At 63.2% G+C, this 18,505-nt stretch carries 19 protein-coding genes; 10 read left to right on the top strand and 9 right to left on the bottom strand.

Annotated elements, in window-relative coordinates:
- Positions 1 to 15: 15 nt before the first annotated feature.
- Positions 16 to 510 (bottom strand): hypothetical protein, encoded by a 495-nt coding sequence (locus AC3ITN_RS11655; protein WP_489390599.1) that lies wholly within the window; start codon positions 508 to 510, stop codon positions 16 to 18.
- Between the two features lie 524 nt (positions 511 to 1,034).
- Here AC3ITN_RS11655 and AC3ITN_RS11650 point away from each other — a divergent pair.
- On the top strand, positions 1,035 to 1,259 hold the full coding sequence (locus tag AC3ITN_RS11650; RefSeq protein ID WP_489390598.1) for a hypothetical protein: 225 nt from the start codon (positions 1,035 to 1,037) through the stop codon (positions 1,257 to 1,259).
- A 3-nt stretch (positions 1,260 to 1,262) separates the two neighbouring features.
- The gene (locus AC3ITN_RS11645; protein WP_489390597.1) at positions 1,263 to 2,225 is read left to right on the top strand and encodes a hypothetical protein; all 963 of its coding nucleotides are present in this window, start codon (positions 1,263 to 1,265) and stop codon (positions 2,223 to 2,225) included.
- Between the two features lie 106 nt (positions 2,226 to 2,331).
- On the opposite strand, the gene AC3ITN_RS11640 is transcribed toward AC3ITN_RS11645, so the two are convergent.
- The 4 genes from AC3ITN_RS11640 to AC3ITN_RS11625 form a co-directional block, all read right to left on the bottom strand.
- Positions 2,332 to 2,778, bottom strand: coding sequence for a lysozyme inhibitor LprI family protein (locus AC3ITN_RS11640; protein ID WP_489390596.1), 447 nt, complete (start codon positions 2,776 to 2,778; stop codon positions 2,332 to 2,334).
- 273 nt (positions 2,779 to 3,051) lie between these two features.
- Positions 3,052 to 3,426 (bottom strand): DUF6180 family protein, encoded by a 375-nt coding sequence (locus tag AC3ITN_RS11635; RefSeq protein ID WP_489390595.1) that lies wholly within the window; start codon positions 3,424 to 3,426, stop codon positions 3,052 to 3,054.
- Positions 3,427 to 3,476: 50 nt separating this feature from the next.
- On the bottom strand, positions 3,477 to 4,688 hold the full coding sequence (locus tag AC3ITN_RS11630) for an OmpA family protein (RefSeq protein WP_489392919.1): 1,212 nt from the start codon (positions 4,686 to 4,688) through the stop codon (positions 3,477 to 3,479).
- Positions 4,689 to 5,277: 589 nt separating this feature from the next.
- On the bottom strand, positions 5,278 to 5,478 hold the full coding sequence (locus tag AC3ITN_RS11625; RefSeq protein ID WP_489390594.1) for a hypothetical protein: 201 nt from the start codon (positions 5,476 to 5,478) through the stop codon (positions 5,278 to 5,280).
- A 154-nt stretch (positions 5,479 to 5,632) separates the two neighbouring features.
- Here AC3ITN_RS11625 and AC3ITN_RS11620 point away from each other — a divergent pair, with 154 nt between their 5' ends.
- On the top strand, positions 5,633 to 6,415 hold the full coding sequence (locus AC3ITN_RS11620; RefSeq protein WP_489390593.1) for a hypothetical protein: 783 nt from the start codon (positions 5,633 to 5,635) through the stop codon (positions 6,413 to 6,415).
- A gap of 46 nt (positions 6,416 to 6,461) precedes the next feature.
- Here the strand turns inward: AC3ITN_RS11620 and AC3ITN_RS11615 are convergent, their stop codons facing one another.
- The 4 genes from AC3ITN_RS11615 to AC3ITN_RS11600 form a co-directional block, all read right to left on the bottom strand.
- The gene (locus AC3ITN_RS11615; RefSeq protein WP_489390592.1) at positions 6,462 to 6,956 is read right to left on the bottom strand and encodes a hypothetical protein; all 495 of its coding nucleotides are present in this window, start codon (positions 6,954 to 6,956) and stop codon (positions 6,462 to 6,464) included.
- Complete coding sequence (locus AC3ITN_RS11610; protein WP_489390591.1) at positions 6,953 to 7,513, bottom strand: RNA polymerase sigma factor; 561 nt, start codon at positions 7,511 to 7,513, stop codon at positions 6,953 to 6,955. Before AC3ITN_RS11610 ends, AC3ITN_RS11615 begins: the two co-directional genes overlap by 4 nt.
- Positions 7,514 to 7,594: 81 nt before the next feature.
- A complete protein-coding gene (locus AC3ITN_RS11605) occupies positions 7,595 to 10,342 on the bottom strand; it encodes a UvrD-helicase domain-containing protein (RefSeq protein WP_489390590.1) in 2,748 nt (915 codons plus the stop codon).
- A gap of 138 nt (positions 10,343 to 10,480) precedes the next feature.
- The gene (locus AC3ITN_RS11600; protein ID WP_489390589.1) at positions 10,481 to 11,701 is read right to left on the bottom strand and encodes an MFS transporter; all 1,221 of its coding nucleotides are present in this window, start codon (positions 11,699 to 11,701) and stop codon (positions 10,481 to 10,483) included.
- 224 nt (positions 11,702 to 11,925) lie between these two features.
- On the opposite strand from AC3ITN_RS11600, the gene AC3ITN_RS11595 reads away from it, so the two are divergent.
- The 7 genes from AC3ITN_RS11595 to AC3ITN_RS11565 all read left to right on the top strand — a co-directional run bounded on the left by AC3ITN_RS11595 (position 11,926) and on the right by AC3ITN_RS11565 (position 18,499).
- Positions 11,926 to 12,354 (top strand): D-Ala-D-Ala carboxypeptidase family metallohydrolase, encoded by a 429-nt coding sequence (locus AC3ITN_RS11595; RefSeq protein ID WP_489390588.1) that lies wholly within the window; start codon positions 11,926 to 11,928, stop codon positions 12,352 to 12,354.
- A 156-nt stretch (positions 12,355 to 12,510) separates the two neighbouring features.
- Complete coding sequence (locus tag AC3ITN_RS11590) at positions 12,511 to 12,765, top strand: hypothetical protein (RefSeq protein WP_489390587.1); 255 nt, start codon at positions 12,511 to 12,513, stop codon at positions 12,763 to 12,765.
- A gap of 36 nt (positions 12,766 to 12,801) precedes the next feature.
- Entirely contained in the window at positions 12,802 to 14,475 is a 1,674-nt protein-coding gene (locus AC3ITN_RS11585) for a type IV secretory system conjugative DNA transfer family protein (RefSeq protein WP_313347124.1), read from the top strand.
- Between the two features lie 412 nt (positions 14,476 to 14,887).
- Positions 14,888 to 15,337 (top strand): hypothetical protein, encoded by a 450-nt coding sequence (locus AC3ITN_RS11580; RefSeq protein ID WP_489390586.1) that lies wholly within the window; start codon positions 14,888 to 14,890, stop codon positions 15,335 to 15,337.
- Positions 15,338 to 15,426: 89 nt separating this feature from the next.
- Entirely contained in the window at positions 15,427 to 16,464 is a 1,038-nt protein-coding gene (locus AC3ITN_RS11575) for a VirB8 family type IV secretion system protein (protein ID WP_313347119.1), read from the top strand.
- A complete protein-coding gene (locus AC3ITN_RS11570; protein ID WP_313347116.1) occupies positions 16,461 to 17,240 on the top strand; it encodes a TrbG/VirB9 family P-type conjugative transfer protein in 780 nt (259 codons plus the stop codon). The genes AC3ITN_RS11575 and AC3ITN_RS11570 overlap by 4 nt, the downstream gene beginning before the upstream one ends.
- On the top strand, positions 17,237 to 18,499 hold the full coding sequence (locus tag AC3ITN_RS11565; protein WP_489390585.1) for a TrbI/VirB10 family protein: 1,263 nt from the start codon (positions 17,237 to 17,239) through the stop codon (positions 18,497 to 18,499). Before AC3ITN_RS11570 ends, AC3ITN_RS11565 begins: the two co-directional genes overlap by 4 nt.
- The last annotated feature ends 6 nt before the right edge of the window (positions 18,500 to 18,505 follow it).

Below are 18,505 nucleotides of genomic sequence, written 5' to 3'. Positions count from 1 at the left end.
TGTCCAACACGGCTGTCAGTTCTCGCTTGGTGGGGCAGTGTTCGGCGCCTCGACCATCGAAGATCGTGACGGCTGTTCCGGCATCGCTGCCCAGTCCACTACGGAAATCAACGCCATCAGGTTCCTGACGGTCAAATCCTCAATCGCGCCAGGGCAACGCTCGAGCAGGCCGAACAGCTTGACCATATCGATCATCCGGAGGTCGTAGATGCGCAGCAGCTTCCGGGCTACCCGGAACAGGTCGTGTCTGACCGTGTCGTCTTGGCCGATCAGGCAATGAACGTGCGAAACGTATGCTCCCTTTGGGCCTGACGCCCAAACCGCGCTTTGCAGCTCGTGCAGCGTCATCTCGCCCAGCGGCTTTCCGGTCGCGGCGACGCGGGCTTTGAGGTATTCGTTGAGCGCCGCCCAGTCGGCAGTGTTCCAATCGAGAGCGTCGGCCAAGACACCAAAGTCATTGGCGATATCAACCGCAAAGGGCGAGGGTGCTGCTAGGGTGTCGATCGACATGGCGGGATTCCTCAAGTAGTGGAGATCCATCGCCCTGCAAGAAGCATTAACGGGCGCTGGTGCGCCTCTGGCTCGGGACGCCAATCCCGGTCACCGATTGTGCGGCGACGGGCGAATCCTGCGCGCCGTGCTTAAAGGCTGTCAACTGCCCATCTGCAGAAGTGTGCACTGGGATGGTTTACAACCGCCAGCGTGTCGTGAAAACCATATTCAAGTCGCGAAATTGTGCACTTGACCGTTCTGGTTCCACCAGCATGTCGCGAACTCCGCCTTTCTCGAGGCAGCTTTTGGCAAACTCTTGCGAGGTCTGGCCGGAGCACCGTTGTTGGACAGGCTTCCGGAGCACGATGCGGGCATCGCAAGTCGACTGGCAGACCGAGGTCATCCTTGGCTACCGGATAAGGCTCCATGTATCGCGTGGCCAAAATGCATAGAAATCAGGCGTTTGCGCACAGTTGGCGGGCTGCTAACATGGAAGCGTAGGACGGATGTGTCGATCCTCATGACTTTGACGAGATGACGCCATGAGCAAGAAGCCTGGGTCCACTGTTGAGCTGTTAAGGCAGGCCTTGGACCGACAGTTCAAGGGGCAGGAAGTGTCATACGTCTTTTTCAAAGGGAACCACCTTAAGCTCGATCTGAAGGGATTTCTCGCTTCGGACGCCGGGCGCACCGCATTGAAGGCTGAGATCGAGTCGGCTCGCCGCGTTCCCGAGGCACCTAACCGGAAGTATGTGGCTGGCAGGTAGCTTGTGCCTTACAACACCCTTCTACTTCCGCTTCTGGCGGGTTACCTGTTTTTGTCCAAGAGTAGGCTTAGGGCTTACGCCACTGCCCGATTACCCAAAGACCAGCTCCTCCTGGCAGCTGCCGTTCATGGTTTTATATTTCTCGTCGCCAGCCGGGTGGTCTGTTACTTGGTGCTGCAGACGAGCTACGGCTTGGCGCTTGGCACGGCACTCCATAAGATTGCGCCCTTTGATTTCATTGGTACCGCGCTTGGTACGTTGATGGTCGCAACCGTCTTGATTGTGTGCAGCAACGCAGTCGTCAGTGAGCGGGTTGCCGGTTTCTGGCTCTATCATCGCGGCGATCTTGACCCCATGACGAGAGTGCTATGGAGCAGCAGCGTGGGTGCGGAGCCCAATAGACCCAGTGGTCCGTTCCTGTTCACCCTGATGCTCATCAAGGAAATGGCTGCATTCATTGGTAAGGAGATAGGCACCTTTCTGAGCGCGCCAGTGAAGGAATTGCCAGAGTTGCTGGCATTGGTGCGCTCTCGGGATCTTGAGTTTTCAAAGTTGAAGCATGGTCAGTCAAGAACCGTCATGATCAATACGAGGGACGGCAAGGTGTTGGTCGGCTATGTAGTGGATCTCCCCACGACAAACCCAAGCTTGGATTTCGTCACCATAACTCCGCTGTGGAGTGGGTATCGGGATGTGTCAAACCGCGTGTTGAAGTCTGTCGACTATTCGGAAGCAATTGCGAGAGTAAGTCAGAAGAACGATACCGAAGACGATCCGGCTGATTTCGCGCGGGTGGTCAGGAGTGCTGACATTGCATCTGCTTCCATTTTCAACGTAGGTGCTTTCGCGATTCAGGACGCGCACGATGCCACGCAGCTTCCGGATGTCTCTTCCACGAAGAAGGGCTTCTGGGCATCACTTTGGCAGTCATTCCTCCGAGACCAGCTTCAAGGCAAGCAGGGTTGAAGGGCCGCCTTTTGGGACGGCCTCTGTGCCTGGCCTCCGGCACTCACGCATCACAACACCAGAGAGGCCCCGTCGCAAGGAAGAGCTGCAATCTTATGAGTTGCGGCTACCGATCGTTTGCGATCGATAAATATTCTTCCAGAACAGTGGCGCGTTCGCTAAGGCGGAAAAGTTCTTTCTGCATGACTTGGAAGCTGCTCACTGTTTCGCTGCCATAGAGTGACGACTCAAAGGCATTGCTGGCGCTGTGGAAGGCGAGCCAGGCGCGCTCGGCGTGGATCAGATTGTCCTTGGCCGTGCCACGCTGTTTGCTGAGCAGCGCTTTATAAGCGGTGTTCAATCGCGTGTCTTGTCGCTCTTTCTCCGCAGATTGACATGCGGCAAGTGCGATGCTTTCTGATCCCGCATTCTCAACGCAGCCATAGAACAGATCCGTGATGCCTTGGGGCGCTTGACGCTTGATGACCTGAGCGGTGCTTTCGTACGCCTGCGCGCCCGACCCATACATGACGAGTGCGAGGCCGATGGTGATGATTCTGGATGCTTTTTTCATGCGGGGTCAACCTCGTGTGGCTAAGTCTGGACGTCATTGAACGCGAACCGCGGGACTGCATGCGGTGTAGTAGGAGCGGCTTTCCTTCCTGTTGGTTTTTCAGCTATAGGATACGCACGGGGGAACTTCTTGCACTGTACGAGGCTACGCAGTTTCTGTCGCTCTTTTCGCACTCTAGTTCAGCGGCTTTCGGCGGGGCCATCGTCGGTGTACGAAAGCGAGCGAGGCGACGCGTCGATTGCTTGAGAGCAAGGTCGGGTCGGGGTGCGGGTCCTAGCGACCCGCCGCCTTCCGCACCTCCGCAGCAACCCGCGCCTTGACGCCGTCCACCGCGGGGCTGTTCGGCCGCGTGTAATCAAACGCCTGGATCAGAAACACGGTCTGGTCCCCGGCGCTCACGCAGTACGACACCAGCGAGCGGCCGTCCCCCGGCGGGGCGGACACGTGCACCACCAGCGTTTTCTGATCCTGGTCCACGCGCGTGGTGTAACCCACCGCTGCTGCCCCCTTCGAGAGGGCAGCGCGACAGGCCTGCAGGCTCAGCGTCTTGGCCGGGAAACGATCGACGTCATAGCCCAAGCTGAAATCCTGCGCGGTGGCGGAGTGCGCAAATGCCGCCGACGCGAGGGTGGTGAGGGTGGCGATCAAGACTGCTTTCATCTCTGACTCCCTTCGACGTTCGAGGATGGGCGCGCTGCTCATGCCCGTACAAAAATCTCCACCCGGCGATTCAGCTGGCGCCCGGCCGGGTTGTCCTTGTTCTCAAGCGTGTTCGGCGCAACCGGTTGGGTCTCACCGTAGCCCTTGGCACTGGCGTCCTGCGCCGCGCCGCGCTCGCGCAGGGCGGTGACGACCGATGCAGCGCGCCGTTCGGAGAGGGTTTGGTTGTACCCATCCTCGCCCTTGGCGTCGGTATGCCCGCGAATCTCCATGCCCTTGGCGTCCACCTGCTTCAGCGCACCAGCAAGGGTGTCGAGAAGCGCCGAGGCGTCGGGGCGGATGTCGGCCTTGTCGAAATCGAACAGCACGCGGTCATTGAGCGTGATCAGATACCCGCAGGGTGCCCCGGGCGGGGCGAACTTCTTCAGCGGCGGGAAGCGGCCGGCCGGCTGCAGGCGCGGCATGGGCGGCATCTTCACCGCACGCGCGGGCGGCCCGATGGTGCCGGTGCCGTCGCCGTTGTTGGTGATCAGGCCGGCCTCCGCGTTCCAGGTGCCGGAGCCGTCCGCGTTGATGCGGAGCAGGCCCATGGGTCCATTCCAGGTGCCGCTGCCATCGCCGTTGTTGGTGATCAGGCCGCTGTCGCCATTCCAGGTGCCGGCGCCCTTGCCATCCAGGCGGATGAGGCCGGCCGGGCCGTTATAGGTGCCCGAGCCGTCGGCGCCTACCTGGATGATGGCCGCTTCGCCGTCACCGCTGCCACCGGCGCTGCCGTTGATGGTGCCGCTGCCATCGGCGTTGACGCGCACGAGGCCGCCTTCGAAGTTGGCCGTCCCGCTGCCGTCCGCATTGATGGCGAAGATACCCTCGTCGCCGTTGCGCAGCAGCTGCCCGCGTTCGTCGACGCGGGTGATGCCGCCGTCGTTGACCAGGCTGCCGGCTCCATCGCAGCGTGCCGGCGACACCGTCACACCGGCCACCGGATCCAGGATGGACTGCATGGAGGATTCAAGCGCTCGCTGCGCAGGCGTGACACCGAGGATGTCCGGCACGACGATGTTGGGGATGATCGGGAACTCGGGGACCTCGCTGGCAATCGCTTCGCCTTCCTCCGTCGAAGCGGTGGTTGCCGGATTGCTGGCGGCCTCGGCGTCTGCCGCAGCAGCACTCTGATTGCTATCAGGTGCCTTGGAGCAGCCCGGCAGGAGGATCGCGAAGAACACGGCAACAGCAAGAGGCACACGCTTCAAAGAGCTCATGGATCCGACAGTCCCGCAATGGTGGCTGGCCGCAGATCTTAGCCAGCGCACATTTCGGCGGCGTGAAGCCGAACATTGTGGTGTGAGATCGCTTCAGGCAGCGCGCAGCTTCCCCTCCAGCACCCACTGCAGCGTGCGAAGCCGCGCAGCGTTGCCGGCTGTTCTGTTACCTGCTCATGCAGACGAGCTGCGGCGTGGCGCTTGGTCCGGCATTGGTGCGCTCTCGGGATCTTGAGTTTTCAAAGTTGAAGCACGGCCAGTCAAGAACCGTCATGATCAATACGAGGGACGGCAAGGTGTTGGCCAGCTATGTAGTGGATCTCCCAACGACCAACCCAAGTTTTGATTTTGTCACCATAACTCAGCTATTGAGTGGGTATCGGGATGGAGGGCTGAAGCGCGCCTTGTTCGGCGGTCCCTGCGACAGTGGAATTCAGGAAACATTGTGGGGTTGATCAGCCACATATGAGGCGTCGCTCTACAAATGCGAATGAGTCGTGATACGATCTACGGGCCGCGCAGTTTGGCGCGGTCATGGATGACCACCGAGCCAATTGCTAAACCCTATGCGACAGCGCACCTATATCGAACTGGTCCTTGAACTCTTTGCCTTCGTCAGCCTTTGCATGGCGATGATCGCGACCGGGGCCGCGGCAATCATCTTCGCGATGATCACGATGTTGCTTACCGTCTGGATACCCTTCAGGCGTTGCGGAATCAATAGGTTCACACGAGCCATATCGATTGCGCTCACCGTTTCGGCCATAGCCAGGATCGTCATTCACTTCCTACCCAATCCATCCATCTAGGGGTCGAATTCGATGAGGCTTTTCCGATATGTCGCTTTGGCGGCATTGTACTTCTGTGCCCAAAACGTTTCTGCCCAGCAGGCTCAGCTGGCAGGTGTCGCATGCGAGGGCTGCACGATCGAGCAGATGCAGGAGCGTGCACGCTCCGAAATCGATGTCGGCGGCGTTGTCGTGTTCAGCGTATCAACGGGTGATATTCGAAAGTTCATTATCACTTGGGATACATCCATCATCGAAGCGCCGATTGATCGGGATCTCGAAGACTACTTCGTCGCCTTGGTGCGGTTCTGGCATGAAAATGGGCAGAGCCTCGAGATGAACTACGATGTGGCAACTGACACATGGCTGCTGCCACAGGGGGCCGCATCTGCTCGAAGCGTTGATCGTTACACGGCGCGAGCCGGTGCCGAACAGCCCGTTCCCGGAAGCGTGTACGAGGCCTTGCAGAGCCCGGCACGGATGAACAATGCCGTTGATCGACTGAACGCGTCGTGGATCGCCAGGGGCTATGTGGCCCACATGTCGTTCATCAATTCCATCAAGGGACCGATCCTTGCTGGTGACGGTGGTCGTCCAGTGACCACGATGAATTTCGCTGACGGGTCCAAGATCAAGGCAGCGTATGACAAGGACATGAAGAGCTGGGTTCCCATTCCGGGTTCCGGCCGGGATCTTCATGGCAATACTGTTCCTCAGAAGAAGGAAGATTTCGCAAAAGACGGTCAGCCCACCGTCTATGAGTTCCCGGGCGGAATCACGAGCGATGCGTACATGGACTTCAGCCGCTACGCCTTTGATATGGGCATTCGTCTGGACTTCACACCTGGAGATATCCAGATGATTTGCACCAGCGAGGTCATGGACGCGGATATGCGCATTGAAGTGATCTGCATGGGACGTAGACACTAACGCTCAGGCGCCGGTGCGGATCACGCGCAGTGATCCGCGCTGCACGCTAGTCGGCAATGCCCAGCCGCCCCTCGAGCACTCGCCGCAGCGCCCGCAGCCGGGCGGCGTTGCTTGTCGCCGATACCAGCACGGCGAGCGCGCAGGCCAACAGCGTGCCTCCGGTGGCGGCCGCGGCCAGTGCCAAGGTGCTGCCACTGATGAGCACGGCAACGGCGCTGCACGCGAAGAACGTGCCGGTGAAACCCACCGCCATGCAGCCGGCCACCACCTGTTGATTGGCCAGCAGCGTCGTGCGGTTGCCCAATACCCAGGCGGCGTACCCGACCCACGACGCCCCGATGAGCAGCATCACCCCGAACGCAGCCTGCGCGCGGCCGGGCAGGGCAGGCTCGGTAGCCAGCAGCGAGCCGATCAGCGCGCACATGATCAATGCCAGCAGCAGCACCGCCACATGCGTGTAGCGCGCCGCAGGCGAAAGCGTGCGCGCGGTTAGCGCCCGAAGATGGGCTTCCAGCGCAGCATGGTCAACGTGGGTGTTCATGGCAGTTTGTCCTTCTCGGTAAGGTGGTTGCGGAACAGCTGACGGGCGCGGTGCAGGCGCGATTTCACCGTGCCCAACGGGACGTCCAGCACGACGGCGATCTCGGTCAGCTGCAGTTCTTCCAGGTAGAACAGGGTCAATACCTCGCGCTCGATCACGGGGAGGGCATCCAGGCCGTCGTGCACCAGCTGCTCCCGGTCGATCTGAAGCGCGCCGCCATCCAGCGCGGGCAGGGTGTCCAGCGCCGCGTGCGGATCGATGGGCAGCCGGTACTGGATGCGCAGGCGGTCGGCGAATGTGCGGTGGGCGATGCCGAACAGCCACGGGCGGAACCGATCGGGTTCCCGCAGCCGCCCCAAGCCACGCAGGACCCTCAGCCAGACGTCCTGGACCAGGTCATCGGCCACGTCGCGGTCCTGCGCCAGCTTGAAGGCGTAGCGGTGCAGCGGCAGCGTCCAGCGGCTGATCAGCGCGTCAAACGCGGCCCGCTCGCCGAGCTGGCAGCGCACGACCAACAACGTATCGACCTGGTTTTCCTTGCTGAGCCTGTCATCCACCGCGGGTCCCCTGTCATCCGTTGATGCAGTAGTCGGGCGTTTCGCTGGAAAGGTTCACGGGGCAGCACCCCCCGCACCGGTTTACAGGCTCAGTGTCGCACCGGACCGTGGCCTGTTGGCCAGTACCGATCGTCCATCTTTCGGCTTGTACTGACACCGCGGATACCCCGAACACGACGAAAACTCACCATACGGCCCGCTCCGCTGCACGATCACCCCGCCATCGCAGGCCGGGCAGGCCTGCTCGCGGATCGGCTCGCCGTTGATCGCCGTTATGCTGACCGCGCCGTCATGGACCAGTTCGTTGAGGAACGAAGACCGCTTGCCCTGCACGGTGAACATCGCCACCGAACGCCGCGCCCGCGTCAGCGCCACATAGAACAGGCGGCGCTCCTCGCCGAGCGGGTAGCTGTCGGCGTGCGGCATGGCCAGCCCCAGCACCGGGTCATCGGCGCGTGCGCTCGGGAAGCTGCGCTCCAGCATCGCCGGCAGGATGACGATGTCGGCCTCGGCGCCCTTCGAGCGGTGCGCGGTATGGAAGGACAGCTCCAGATGGGCGCCGAATCGTGACGCCCAATGCGCCGGCAGGAAGGCGCGGTCGGCGTTGTAGCGGCCGAGGATGAACACCGACAGCCGCCCGTTCCGGCCCGCCGGAATCGCACCGCTCTGCAGCTGTTGCTGCAGCCGCTGCAGGTACTGGTAGACCGCATCCTGCAGCCGGTCGCGCGTGGCGACCTGGAAGGCCTGCAGTACCGGGCCGTGGGCTTGGGCGGCCGAGCGCACCTGCTTGGCGATCTGGGCCGGGTTCTTCGACACGAACCGGCTGGAGGCGTCGCACAATGCCTGCGGGCAGCGGAAGGTCTGCTCCAGGTGCATGACTTGTGCGGGGCCGAAGGTGTCCTCGAAGCCCGTCATCACGCTCACATCGGCGCCGGCGAACCGGTTGATCGACTGCCAGTCATCGCCCACCGCGAACAGGTGGCAGCCCGGCGCCTGCACCAGCGCCCGGCACAGCCGCGCGCGGGCGCGTGAGGCGTCCTGGAATTCGTCGGCCATCACCAACCGGTAGGGCGATGCGTAACGACCCTCCTCAAGGTACGCCGCGGCTTGGTTGAGCATGTCCTCGAAATCGATGGCGTCCTCGGCGGCCAGCGCGTCGTCCCACGCGTGCAGGATCGGCGTGGCCAGTTCCAGGAACAGGCGGTAGCGATGCTTGAAGCGGTCCTCGGGCAGCTGCCGCAGGCGCTCGGCCATGTCGGCCACGCCCAGTCCGTTGCTCTTGGCGTGGCTGATGAAGGTGCGCACCAGGCCGATCAGCTCGCTGTCCGGCATCGGCGTAGCACCGCCGTCGGGAAGTTCACGGTCCGGGTTGGGGTCCAGCGCAAGCCCGTGGCGGCTCAGCGCATCGCCCAAGGCGTCGAACAGCGCCCCGCTGCGCAGCTGCTGCGAGTGGGTTTCAATGCAGGTGGCACTGCCATCGCGGGGGTGGGCGTTGCCATCTTCGTCCGTGTCCAGCCGGTGCGTGTGGTACAGCGCGGTGCCGGGATAGAAGAAGTCCGGGGGCGCCTGGCGAAGCGTGTCGGTGGCCGTATCCAGCGTGGGGTGCGGCTCGTAGGTGTAGTCCACGCCGTTGTAGAACAGCCAGTCGGCAATGACGCACTCCTCGATGTTGCGCACGCGCTCGCCGCGCAGCGCGCGCACGTAGCGGTTGCCCTCGGTATCCCAGCCGTCCGCGACGGGCGCTTCGCCCTGCAGCGGCAGGTCGCGACCGAACACCAGCCGGAACAGGTCCCACTGCGTGCGGAAGTGCAGGGAGCGATCCTTCAGCCGGTCGATGATGTCGGCCAGCTGGTGGAAGCCCTGTGCGGCATCCACGGCCCAGCCCGGCACCTCGGGCATGCGTCCGCTGACCTTGCCGATGATCTGCCGCCCCAATGCATGGAACGTGCGCGCCTGGACGCCCTCGGCATCCATGCCCAGCCGCTGGAAGGCGGCGTCGGTGCGGTGCTGAAGCTCGGTGGCGGCCTCCTTGTTGAAGGCCAGCATGACGATCTGGTCGGCGGCCACCAGTCCGCGGTCGATCGCGTAGGCGGCCTTGGCCACCATGGTGGAGGTCTTGCCCGATCCCGCCGCGGCGACCACGAGCATGCGGCTGTCGAAACAGATCACCGCGCGCGCCTGCTCCGCCGTCAGCGGCTGGCGTTCAACCTGGTCCAGCAGGTCGCCGGCGTCGCTGCGCTCGCGCTGCAGGTGGGCGTCGTTGCGCGCCGTCCACAGCGCGGGCCAGTCGCCGCACCAGCGCAGCAGGTCTTCTTCGATCGCCGAGTCGTTGCCATCCAGCTGCGGGCGCAGCGCCGGATCGTCGAATACCGCCCACAGCGCCTCGTCATCCAAGGGCAGGGCGGGGCGCTGATGCTGCAGCGTCTGAAGCTGCTCCTGGGTGAGCCAGCGCCGCTGGGCATCGGCACGCGCCAGCAGCGCGTCGGCGTGGACCAGCCAGTCGCGGATCTGCGCAAGGGCGTCATTGGCGTCGGCCAGGCGACGGTCCTGCTGCTGTGCGTGCACGCTGGTGGACCAGAGCGCGTGCAGGTCGGCGGCCTGCCCATTTGGAAGTCCGCCCAGCCGGAGGTCGCCGTCTTCGGTGGCGAAATGCAGCGTGCTCCACACCGGGCCGCGCTGTACCCGCCACGCGGATGACGCACCGGTGGCCAGTGTGTAGACCCGTGCTTCCACGGTCAGCTCGAAGCGGTCATCAACCCGGCGCAGTCGCCAGTCCGGCGAGCGCGAGAGGCGTAGGCCCCATGGGGAAGGGGACCAGTTGTGCGTCATCACTACATCCAGAAAAGCGGGCGGGTCGCCGATGCAGGGCGTGCATCGGGAAAGCAATCATCGCGTCATGATAGGAAAAACCAAACGAAAAAACCCCGCCGCAGCGGGGTCTCTTCAGGGTGTGGCTATTCGTACCGCTCAGCGATCGCAGGCCACCGCGTCATGCGTGCGCGACTGCCGCTCCACCAGCACCGCCACGCCCCACAGCAGCAGGCCGCCCACCGCAGTGGCCGCGCCCACATAACCGGTCACGGCGGGGCTGAAGCCGGCGCCGATGGCCATGCCGCCGAACCACGGGCCCAGCGCATTGGCCGTATTGAAGGCGGCGTGGTTGGAGGCGGCAGCCAGGGTCTGGGCCTCACCGGCCACGTCCATCAGGCGGGTCTGCAGCACGGCAGCCAGCGCGCCCATCGTGCCCACGGCGATGATCATCGGGAAGACGGTCCAGACCGAGGTGGCCGCCAGCGGGTAGGCCAGCAGCACCACGATGGACCACACCAGCACCAGCCCGGCGGCACGGAACTGGAAGCGGTCCACCAGCCAGCCACCGGCAACATTGCCGATGATCGCGCCGACACCGAAGATGCCCACGGCCACCGGCATCCACGACTCGGCCAGGCCGGTCACCTGCACCAGCGTCGGGGCAAGATAGGTGAACACACAGAACATGCCGGCGAAGCCGACCGAGCCGATCGCCAGCGCCAGCCACACCTGCGGGCGGTTGAAGGCGCGCAGCTCGCGCATCGGCGAGGTGCGCACCTCGTCCGGGTCGGGCAGCAGGTAGCGCGCGATCATCACCACCGTGGCAATTGCCAGCACGCTGACCAAGGCAAATGCGGTGCGCCAGCTGAGCTGCTGGCCGAGCCAGGTGGTGAGCGGGTTGCCGACCAGGATTGCCACCGACAGGCCCAGCAGCACCTTGGACATTGCCGCGCCGCGCTGTGCGGGCGGGCTGATCGCAGCCGCCACCAGCATCGCCACGCCGAAGTAGGCGCCGTGCGGCAGGCCGGCGACGAAACGAGCGATGAGCATGGTCGCGTAGTCCGGTGCCAGCGCGCTGGCCAGGTTGCCCACGGCATAGAAGCCCATCAGGCCCAGCAGCAACGTCCGGCGGGCATAGCCGGCGCCGGCGAAGGCCAGCACCGGGGCACCCACGACCACGCCGATGGCGTAGGCACTGATGAGATGACCCACCTGGGTCTCGCTGATCGACAGCCCGCGGCTGATTTCCAGCATCAGCCCCATGCTGGCGAATTCGCTGGTGCCGATGGCAAAGCCGCCCAGCGACAGCGCCAGAATGATCAGCGTCCGCTCGCGGGCAGACAACCGCGCGGCCAAGGGGAGGGTAGTGGGGGTCATGGGACGGCAGTGGGACAGAACGAGGCCAGCTATTGTACTGCTGCGGCGCACCATACGCCTGAAATCGTGGCCTTCGCCACTGGAATGCTGTGGTCCGGCGTGCGCGGCTGCAACTCGATTGACCCGCCATCCGGCGCCATTTCACGTTGGTTTCACGCGATCTTCACGGCGCGCCGCAGCGCTCACCGCAGGCTTGAGCGTCTTTCTGCAGGCGAGGCGAGCGGGTGCAGCTGACCCCGAATTTCAGTCTCGAGGAGCTCACCGCGACCTCGACCGGTCTGGCCAACGCGCCCACTCGCCGCGAGCGTGCCGCGTTGCTCGCATTGGCCACGCACATCCTGCAGCCGTTGCGCGATGCGGTAGGGAAACCGGTGTACATCACCTCGGCGTTTCGTTCGGCGGCGGTCAATCGCGCGGTCGGTGGTGTGCCCGGCAGCCAGCATCGATCCGGCCAGGCCGCCGACATCCACGTCAACGGCATGACCTCCATGGCGCTGGCGCGGCGGATCGTGGCGCTCGGGCTGCCGTTCGATCAGTTGATCGACGAGTTCGGGCAATGGGTCCACGTGTCCTACGGCGCGCAACATCGACGCCAGCAGTTGACCGCGGTGCGACGCAACGGAAGCACCCGCTACCTTGATGGCGTGGGGTGATCTGTTGAACGCGATCCCGTTCCATTGTCCCGCCACGCGCAACATTGTCGCGAATACACCTGTATCTACATGCGTATTGTCGGTAATTTCTGATTGGCATCGCGCTCAACGTGCATTAGCATGCCGCCATTGGCGTCGATCCGGGGAGCATGCGTGATGGTCGAGTACCCTCATGTGTTGCGGGTCGACGGCAGATTTCAGCTGGTGGCACTGACATATTCGCCGGTCTACAGTCCGGCCGATGTGTTCGGCTATGCCGTTTTCACCTCTGACGGAACACGCGTGACCGATGTAGTGTCGCTGGACCAGGCGCACAGGCAATGGTTGCTGCTGCTCGAAGAGGAGAAGGTGGTCAGTCTGGAAGATGAGACGACAGAAACGCGCTCGACGCCACGCAGGCGTCGGCGCTAGCCGTAGCGCCTTGGGGCGCGTCATGGAGGATTGGGTTTGTCCACGCAGAAGATTGTTGTCACCGCTGTCGTCGTGCTGTTGACCGCGCTTGTCGGCTACTGCCTCGCCGGGTATCTCACCTTGCTGTTCCTGCGCCTGGACACCGGGCTGTTCACCTGGAGCACCTATTACCAGTACATCCAGGCGATGGACCAGCCTGCGGTGGCGCCGTACCTGACCAAGATCAAGGCGGCTGGCGCGGTGGGCTTCGGCCTGCCGGCGCTGCTGTGCCTGGTCGTGCTGTTCCTCATGTTCAAGCCCAAGAAGAAGTCGCTGCACGGTGATGCGCGCTTCGCGGCGGCCTCGGACCTGGCCAAGCATGGGCTGTTCAAGAAGTCCGACAACGGCATCGTGGTGGGCAGCTTCGGCGGCAAGCTGGTGCGGCTCAGTGGCCAGCAGTTCGTGATCCTGGCCGCGCCGACCCGCTCGGGCAAGGGCGTGGGCGTGGTCATTCCGAACCTGCTGGAGTACGGCGAGTCGGTGGTGGTGCTGGACATCAAGCAGGAAAACTTCGACCTCACCAGTGGCTGGCGCGCCGGCCAGGGCCATGAGGTGTTCCTGTTCAACCCGTTCGCCGAAGATCGCCGCACCCATCGCTGGAATCCGCTCAGCTACGTGTCCGACGACCAGGCGTTCCGTGTCTCGGAACTGATGAGCATCGCCGCGATGCTGTATCCGGATGGGTCCGATGACCAGAAGTTCTGGATCAGCCAGGCCCGCAACGCGTTCATGGCCTTCTCGCTGTACCTGTTCGAGAACTGGGACGATGAGCGCCGGATGGGCTTCCCGTCCGGGCAGGGCACGCCGACGCTGGGCGCCATCTTCCGCTTGTCCACCGGCGACGGCAGCGATCTCAAGAAGTACCTCAAGGCGCTGTCGGAGCAGAAGTTCCTGAGCAGCAATGCGCGCTCGGCGTTCGCCAACATGCTGTCGCAGGCCGATGAGACCTTCGCCTCGATCATGGGCACGTTCAAGGAGCCGCTCAACGCCTGGATCAACCCGGTGCTGGACAAGGCCACCAGCGCCAACGACTTCCTGCTCACCGACCTGCGCAAGAAGAAGATGACCATCTACATCGGCATCCAGCCCAACAAGCTGGCCGAGAGTCGCCTGATCATCAACCTGTTCTTCAGCCAGATCATCAACCTCAACACCAAGGAACTGCCCAAGTCCAATCCGGACCTGAAGTACCAGTGCCTGCTGTTGATGGACGAATTCACCGCGATCGGCAAGGTCGACATCATCGCTTCGGCCGTGTCCTACATGGCCGGCTACAACGTGCGCCTGCTGCCGATCATCCAGAGCATGGCCCAGCTCGATGCCACCTACGGCAAGGACGTGTCGCGCACCATCATCACCAATCACGCCCTGCAGATCCTGTACGCGCCGCGCGAACAGCAGGATGCCAACGACTATTCGGAAATGCTCGGCTACACCACCGTGCGCAAGAAGAACGTCACCCATGCGCGTGAGAAGACCCACAGCTTCACCGAGGAGCGCCGTGCGCTGATGCTGCCGCAGGAGCTCAAGGCCATGGGCAACGACCACGAGGTCTTCCTGTACGAAGGCATTCCGCACCCGGTCAAATGCGACAAGATCAAGTACTACCAGGACCGTTATTTCACATCGCGCCTGCTGCCGAAGACCGCCGTGCCGATGTTGGATTTGTAGGCGTCACGCGTGAAAACGTGTGACGTGTGTCTCGGAAAATGGATGTGAAGGTTAAAAATTTGTCATGCTTGACGTTGATTTGACGCGAAGTTGTGGCATCGTATTTGTGATGGACGTTCCATACGTCACGCATTTGTTGTTGAGGACAGTGCTGGAAGACATGCACTGAAGTACTACCAAGAGGAACATGGATGGCTTTTCTCGGGTTGAGGGGTGAAGGCGCAGGGGCCGGACACGCGTTCGGGGCGTTTTCACACCAGACGGGGCGGGGGCCCGGTTGCACCAGTGAAAGGTGTTGCAGCTTGCATCCAACGTTGGTTCGTCGCGCCTGACAGCAGGCCGCGACGGGTCGATGTGTTGCCGTTATTTCCGGGCTAAAAGCCGCTATTCCGTACGTCATAGGGAAGTCCGTATGAAGCAAGCGTTTCTATCTAAGGGTTGCACTGTTGCCATCGTCGCTGTTGCCGTGCTGATGGCCGGTTGCGCAACCAAGCCCGCGCCGGATTTCGGCGGCCGCTGGAAGCCGGTGAATCGTTTCGCCAGCACCACCATGGAAATTCCCCTGTACAGCAGCTACGTGTACCAGGCATCTCCCATGGACGGCACGTTGAAGACCATGCTCGAGCGTTGGGCCAAGGATTCGGGGATGACCCTGGATTACCGCCTGACCTCGGACTACACGCTGTATGGCGCGGTCGCCAACATCACCACCACCAATCCGCAGCAGGCGGTCATCGATCTCACCTCCGCGTATGCGGGGCAGGGTGTGTCGATCTCCATCGTCGGCAACCAGATCGTGGTCCAGTCCGCTTCCGCCTCTACCGCCTCGGCCGGCGGCGCCGACGCGGCCAGCGGAAGCTGAGCCGGTAGGGATCAGGCAACCGCGATGTTCCCCACGCCTGGCGTTGGGGTGTCGTGCCCATTGATATTCCAGCAGTACGGATGAATTCCATGTTCCGAAAGAAGGACGCAGGCAACAGCCCGAAAGTGGACCAGGCCGTCTCCAAGGCGGTGAGCTACGAGATCACCGTGGCCGACCTGGCACGCCGCAGCGAGCGCCGTGCATGGTGGGTGGCAGGGTCGTCGCTGGTGATGTCGCTTGCCTTGGCTGGCGGCTACTACTACATGCTGCCGCTGAAGGAGAAGGTGCCGTTCCTGGTGATGGCCGATGCCTACAGCGGCACCGCGACCGTGGCCAAGCTGACGGGCAACTTTGAAGGGCAGACCATCACCGCCAGTGATGCGATCAACCGCAGCAACGTGGCGCAGTACGTCATGGCGCGCGAGTCGTACGACTTCGCGGTGATGGGCCTGCGCGACTGGCAGCTGGTGCACGTGATGTCCAGCAAGCCGGTCAGCGATGCGGTGCGCGCCCGTTATGCGGGCAACAACCCGCAGAGCCCGATCCTGCTGTACGGCAAGGAACGCGCCATCCGGGTGAAGATCCTCAGCATCACCCCGCTCGAAGCCCAGCCCAATGGCGGCTTCCGCGGCGCGTCGGTGCGCATCCAGCGCAGCATCTACGACAAGATCAAGAGCACCACCAACTACCTGGACAACCAGCTGGTGACCCTGCGCTTCCGTTACGACGGCAAGCTGGCATTGTCCGAGCAGGAACGCATCCTCAACCCGCTGGGCATGGAAGTATTCGAGTACCGCGTGGACAACGATTATTCCCGCGGTATTCCGGGTCCGGACGACGCCGCGCTGCAGCAGCAGGGCGAGCAGGTCCAGCAGGCGGCGTATGACGCTGCCCAGGCGGCCGCCGCCGCGCCCGCGATCGACCCGGTCACCGGCCAGCCGGTCGCCGTGCCGCCGCAGGGCTATCCGCAGCAGCCGGCGCAGGGACAGCCGTACCCGGGCCAGCAGGTGCCGCAGGGCGCGTATCCGGCCCAGCCGGGCCAGGGACAACAGATGCAGGGGCAACCGGCCATGAGGCCGGCTCAGGGAATTTCCACCGGAACTGCTGATGGAGCAAGCAACCGATGAGTAGTCGAAAGGTAAAAGGAGGAGCATTGGCCGTCGTGTCGATGCTGTCGTTGATGTTCTCCGCAGGTGCGTCTGCACAGGCAGTGGATCACTACGAATACGAGCAGGACCGCATCTATCCCGTGCGCACCGGCCTGGGTCTGACCACCCAGATCGAGCTGAGCCCGAACGAGAAGATCCTGGACTACAGCACCGGCTTCAGCAGCGGCTGGGAGCTGACCCGTCGCGAGAACGTGTTCTATCTCAAGCCGAAGAACGTCGACGTCGACACCAACATGATGGTGCGCACCGAAACGCATTCGTACATCTTCGAACTGAAGGTGGTGGCGACCGACTGGCGCCAGCTGGAACAGGCCCGTCGCGCAGGCGTGCAGTACAAGATCGCCTTCAGCTATCCCAGCGACACCGAATTCGGTACCGCCCAGGCGGCGGTGCAGGAAGAAGCCAAGCCATTGCTCAGCACCGAGCTGGCCAAGGATCGCCAGTACAACTTTGACTACTCGTACTCGACCCGTCGCGCCAAGAAGATGGGCTGGTTGATTCCGGTCAATGTCTACGACGACAGCCGCTTTACCTACGTCAAGCTGCCGAACTCACCCGAGTACAAGACCGGCATTTTCCCCGCCGTGTTTGGCCGGGATGAAGAGTATGGTGAGGAATACGTGGTCAACACCACCGTGGAAGGCAATACCCTCATCGTCCATGGGACCTACCCGTACCTGGTGGTCCGCCACGGCGAGAACGTTGTCGGCCTGCGAAGGAACGTGAAGAAATGAGCCAGCACAACACTCCGGGCAACGACCCGAACGACATTCGAGATGACGGACAGCGCGAGTACGGCGCCGGCCAGGGCGGCGTAGATCCCTCCAATCCGTACTTTGGCAACGCACAGGCCTCGCAGGCACCGGATCTGGATGCCGGCGCGCCGCAGCTGCGCTCGGCCGAAGAGCAGCGCCTGAACCGAAAGGCCCTTGCGTTCATGGGTGGCATCCTGGTGCTGCTGATCGCCATGGGCTTCCTGCTGTTCCGCAAGGGCACCGAGGAGGAGCCGGTCAAGAAGGCTGAAACCACGCGTGCGTCGGCTCCCGAAATGCCGCGCCTGGGGCCGGATTCGGTCGGTGGCGTGCCGCCGCTGCCGTCCGATGCCCAGCCGATTCCGATGCTGCCGCCGCTGCCGGAGAACGACAGCCGCGAGGCCCGCATGGCGGCGATGATGCCGCCGCCGCAGGAACGCGAGATCGACCGTGGCCCGACCCTGATGGATCGTCGTACGGGCGGTGGCCCGGGCGTGGGCCAGGGTGATGGCACGGAAGGCGCAGGTGCGAACGACGACTACAGCAAGATGATGATGGCCGCCATCCAGGCCAGCAACGGCGGCCAGCCGGCCGCGCCGGAACGCGTGCGCCGCGGTCCGGACGTGGATGATGTGTCCAATGCATCGTTCATCCGTTCGCCGGATGCGCTGCTGGTGCGCGGCACCTACCTGCGCTGCATCCTGGAAACCCGCATCATCAGCGACTTCGCCGGCTACACCTCGTGCCTGCTGACCGAACCGGTGTACTCCATCAACGGTCGCACGCTGCTGCTGCCCAAGGGTTCCAAGATCTATGGTTCCTACGGCGGTGGCCCGGTCGGTGATCGCGTCGAAGTGATCTGGGACCGCGTCACCACCCCGAACGGCATCGACGTGGCCATGTCCAGCCCGGGTATCGACGGTCTGGGCGGCGCCGGCATGCCGGGTCAGTACTCCGCGCATTGGGGCAGCCGCGTCGCGTCTGCATTGATGATCAGCCTGCTGGCGGACGCCTTCAAGTACGCCGCCGCCGAACACGGCCCGGAAAGCACGACCATCACCGGCAGCGGCTTGGCGGTGCAGTCCCCGTATGAGAGCGCCACCGCCCGACAGATGGAACGCCTGGCCGGTGAGGCGCTGGCACAGCGTCGTCCGCCGACGGTGACCATCAACCAGGGTACCCGTATCAACGTATATGTCGCCAAGGATGTCGACTTCAGCCAAGTGCTGGGAAGCCGGTAACGAAGT

The organism is Stenotrophomonas sp. KH_036_B (assembly GCF_057839485.1).
Note: the sequence above shows the minus strand (reverse complement) of the source record. Positions and strands in the feature narration are given on the sequence as shown.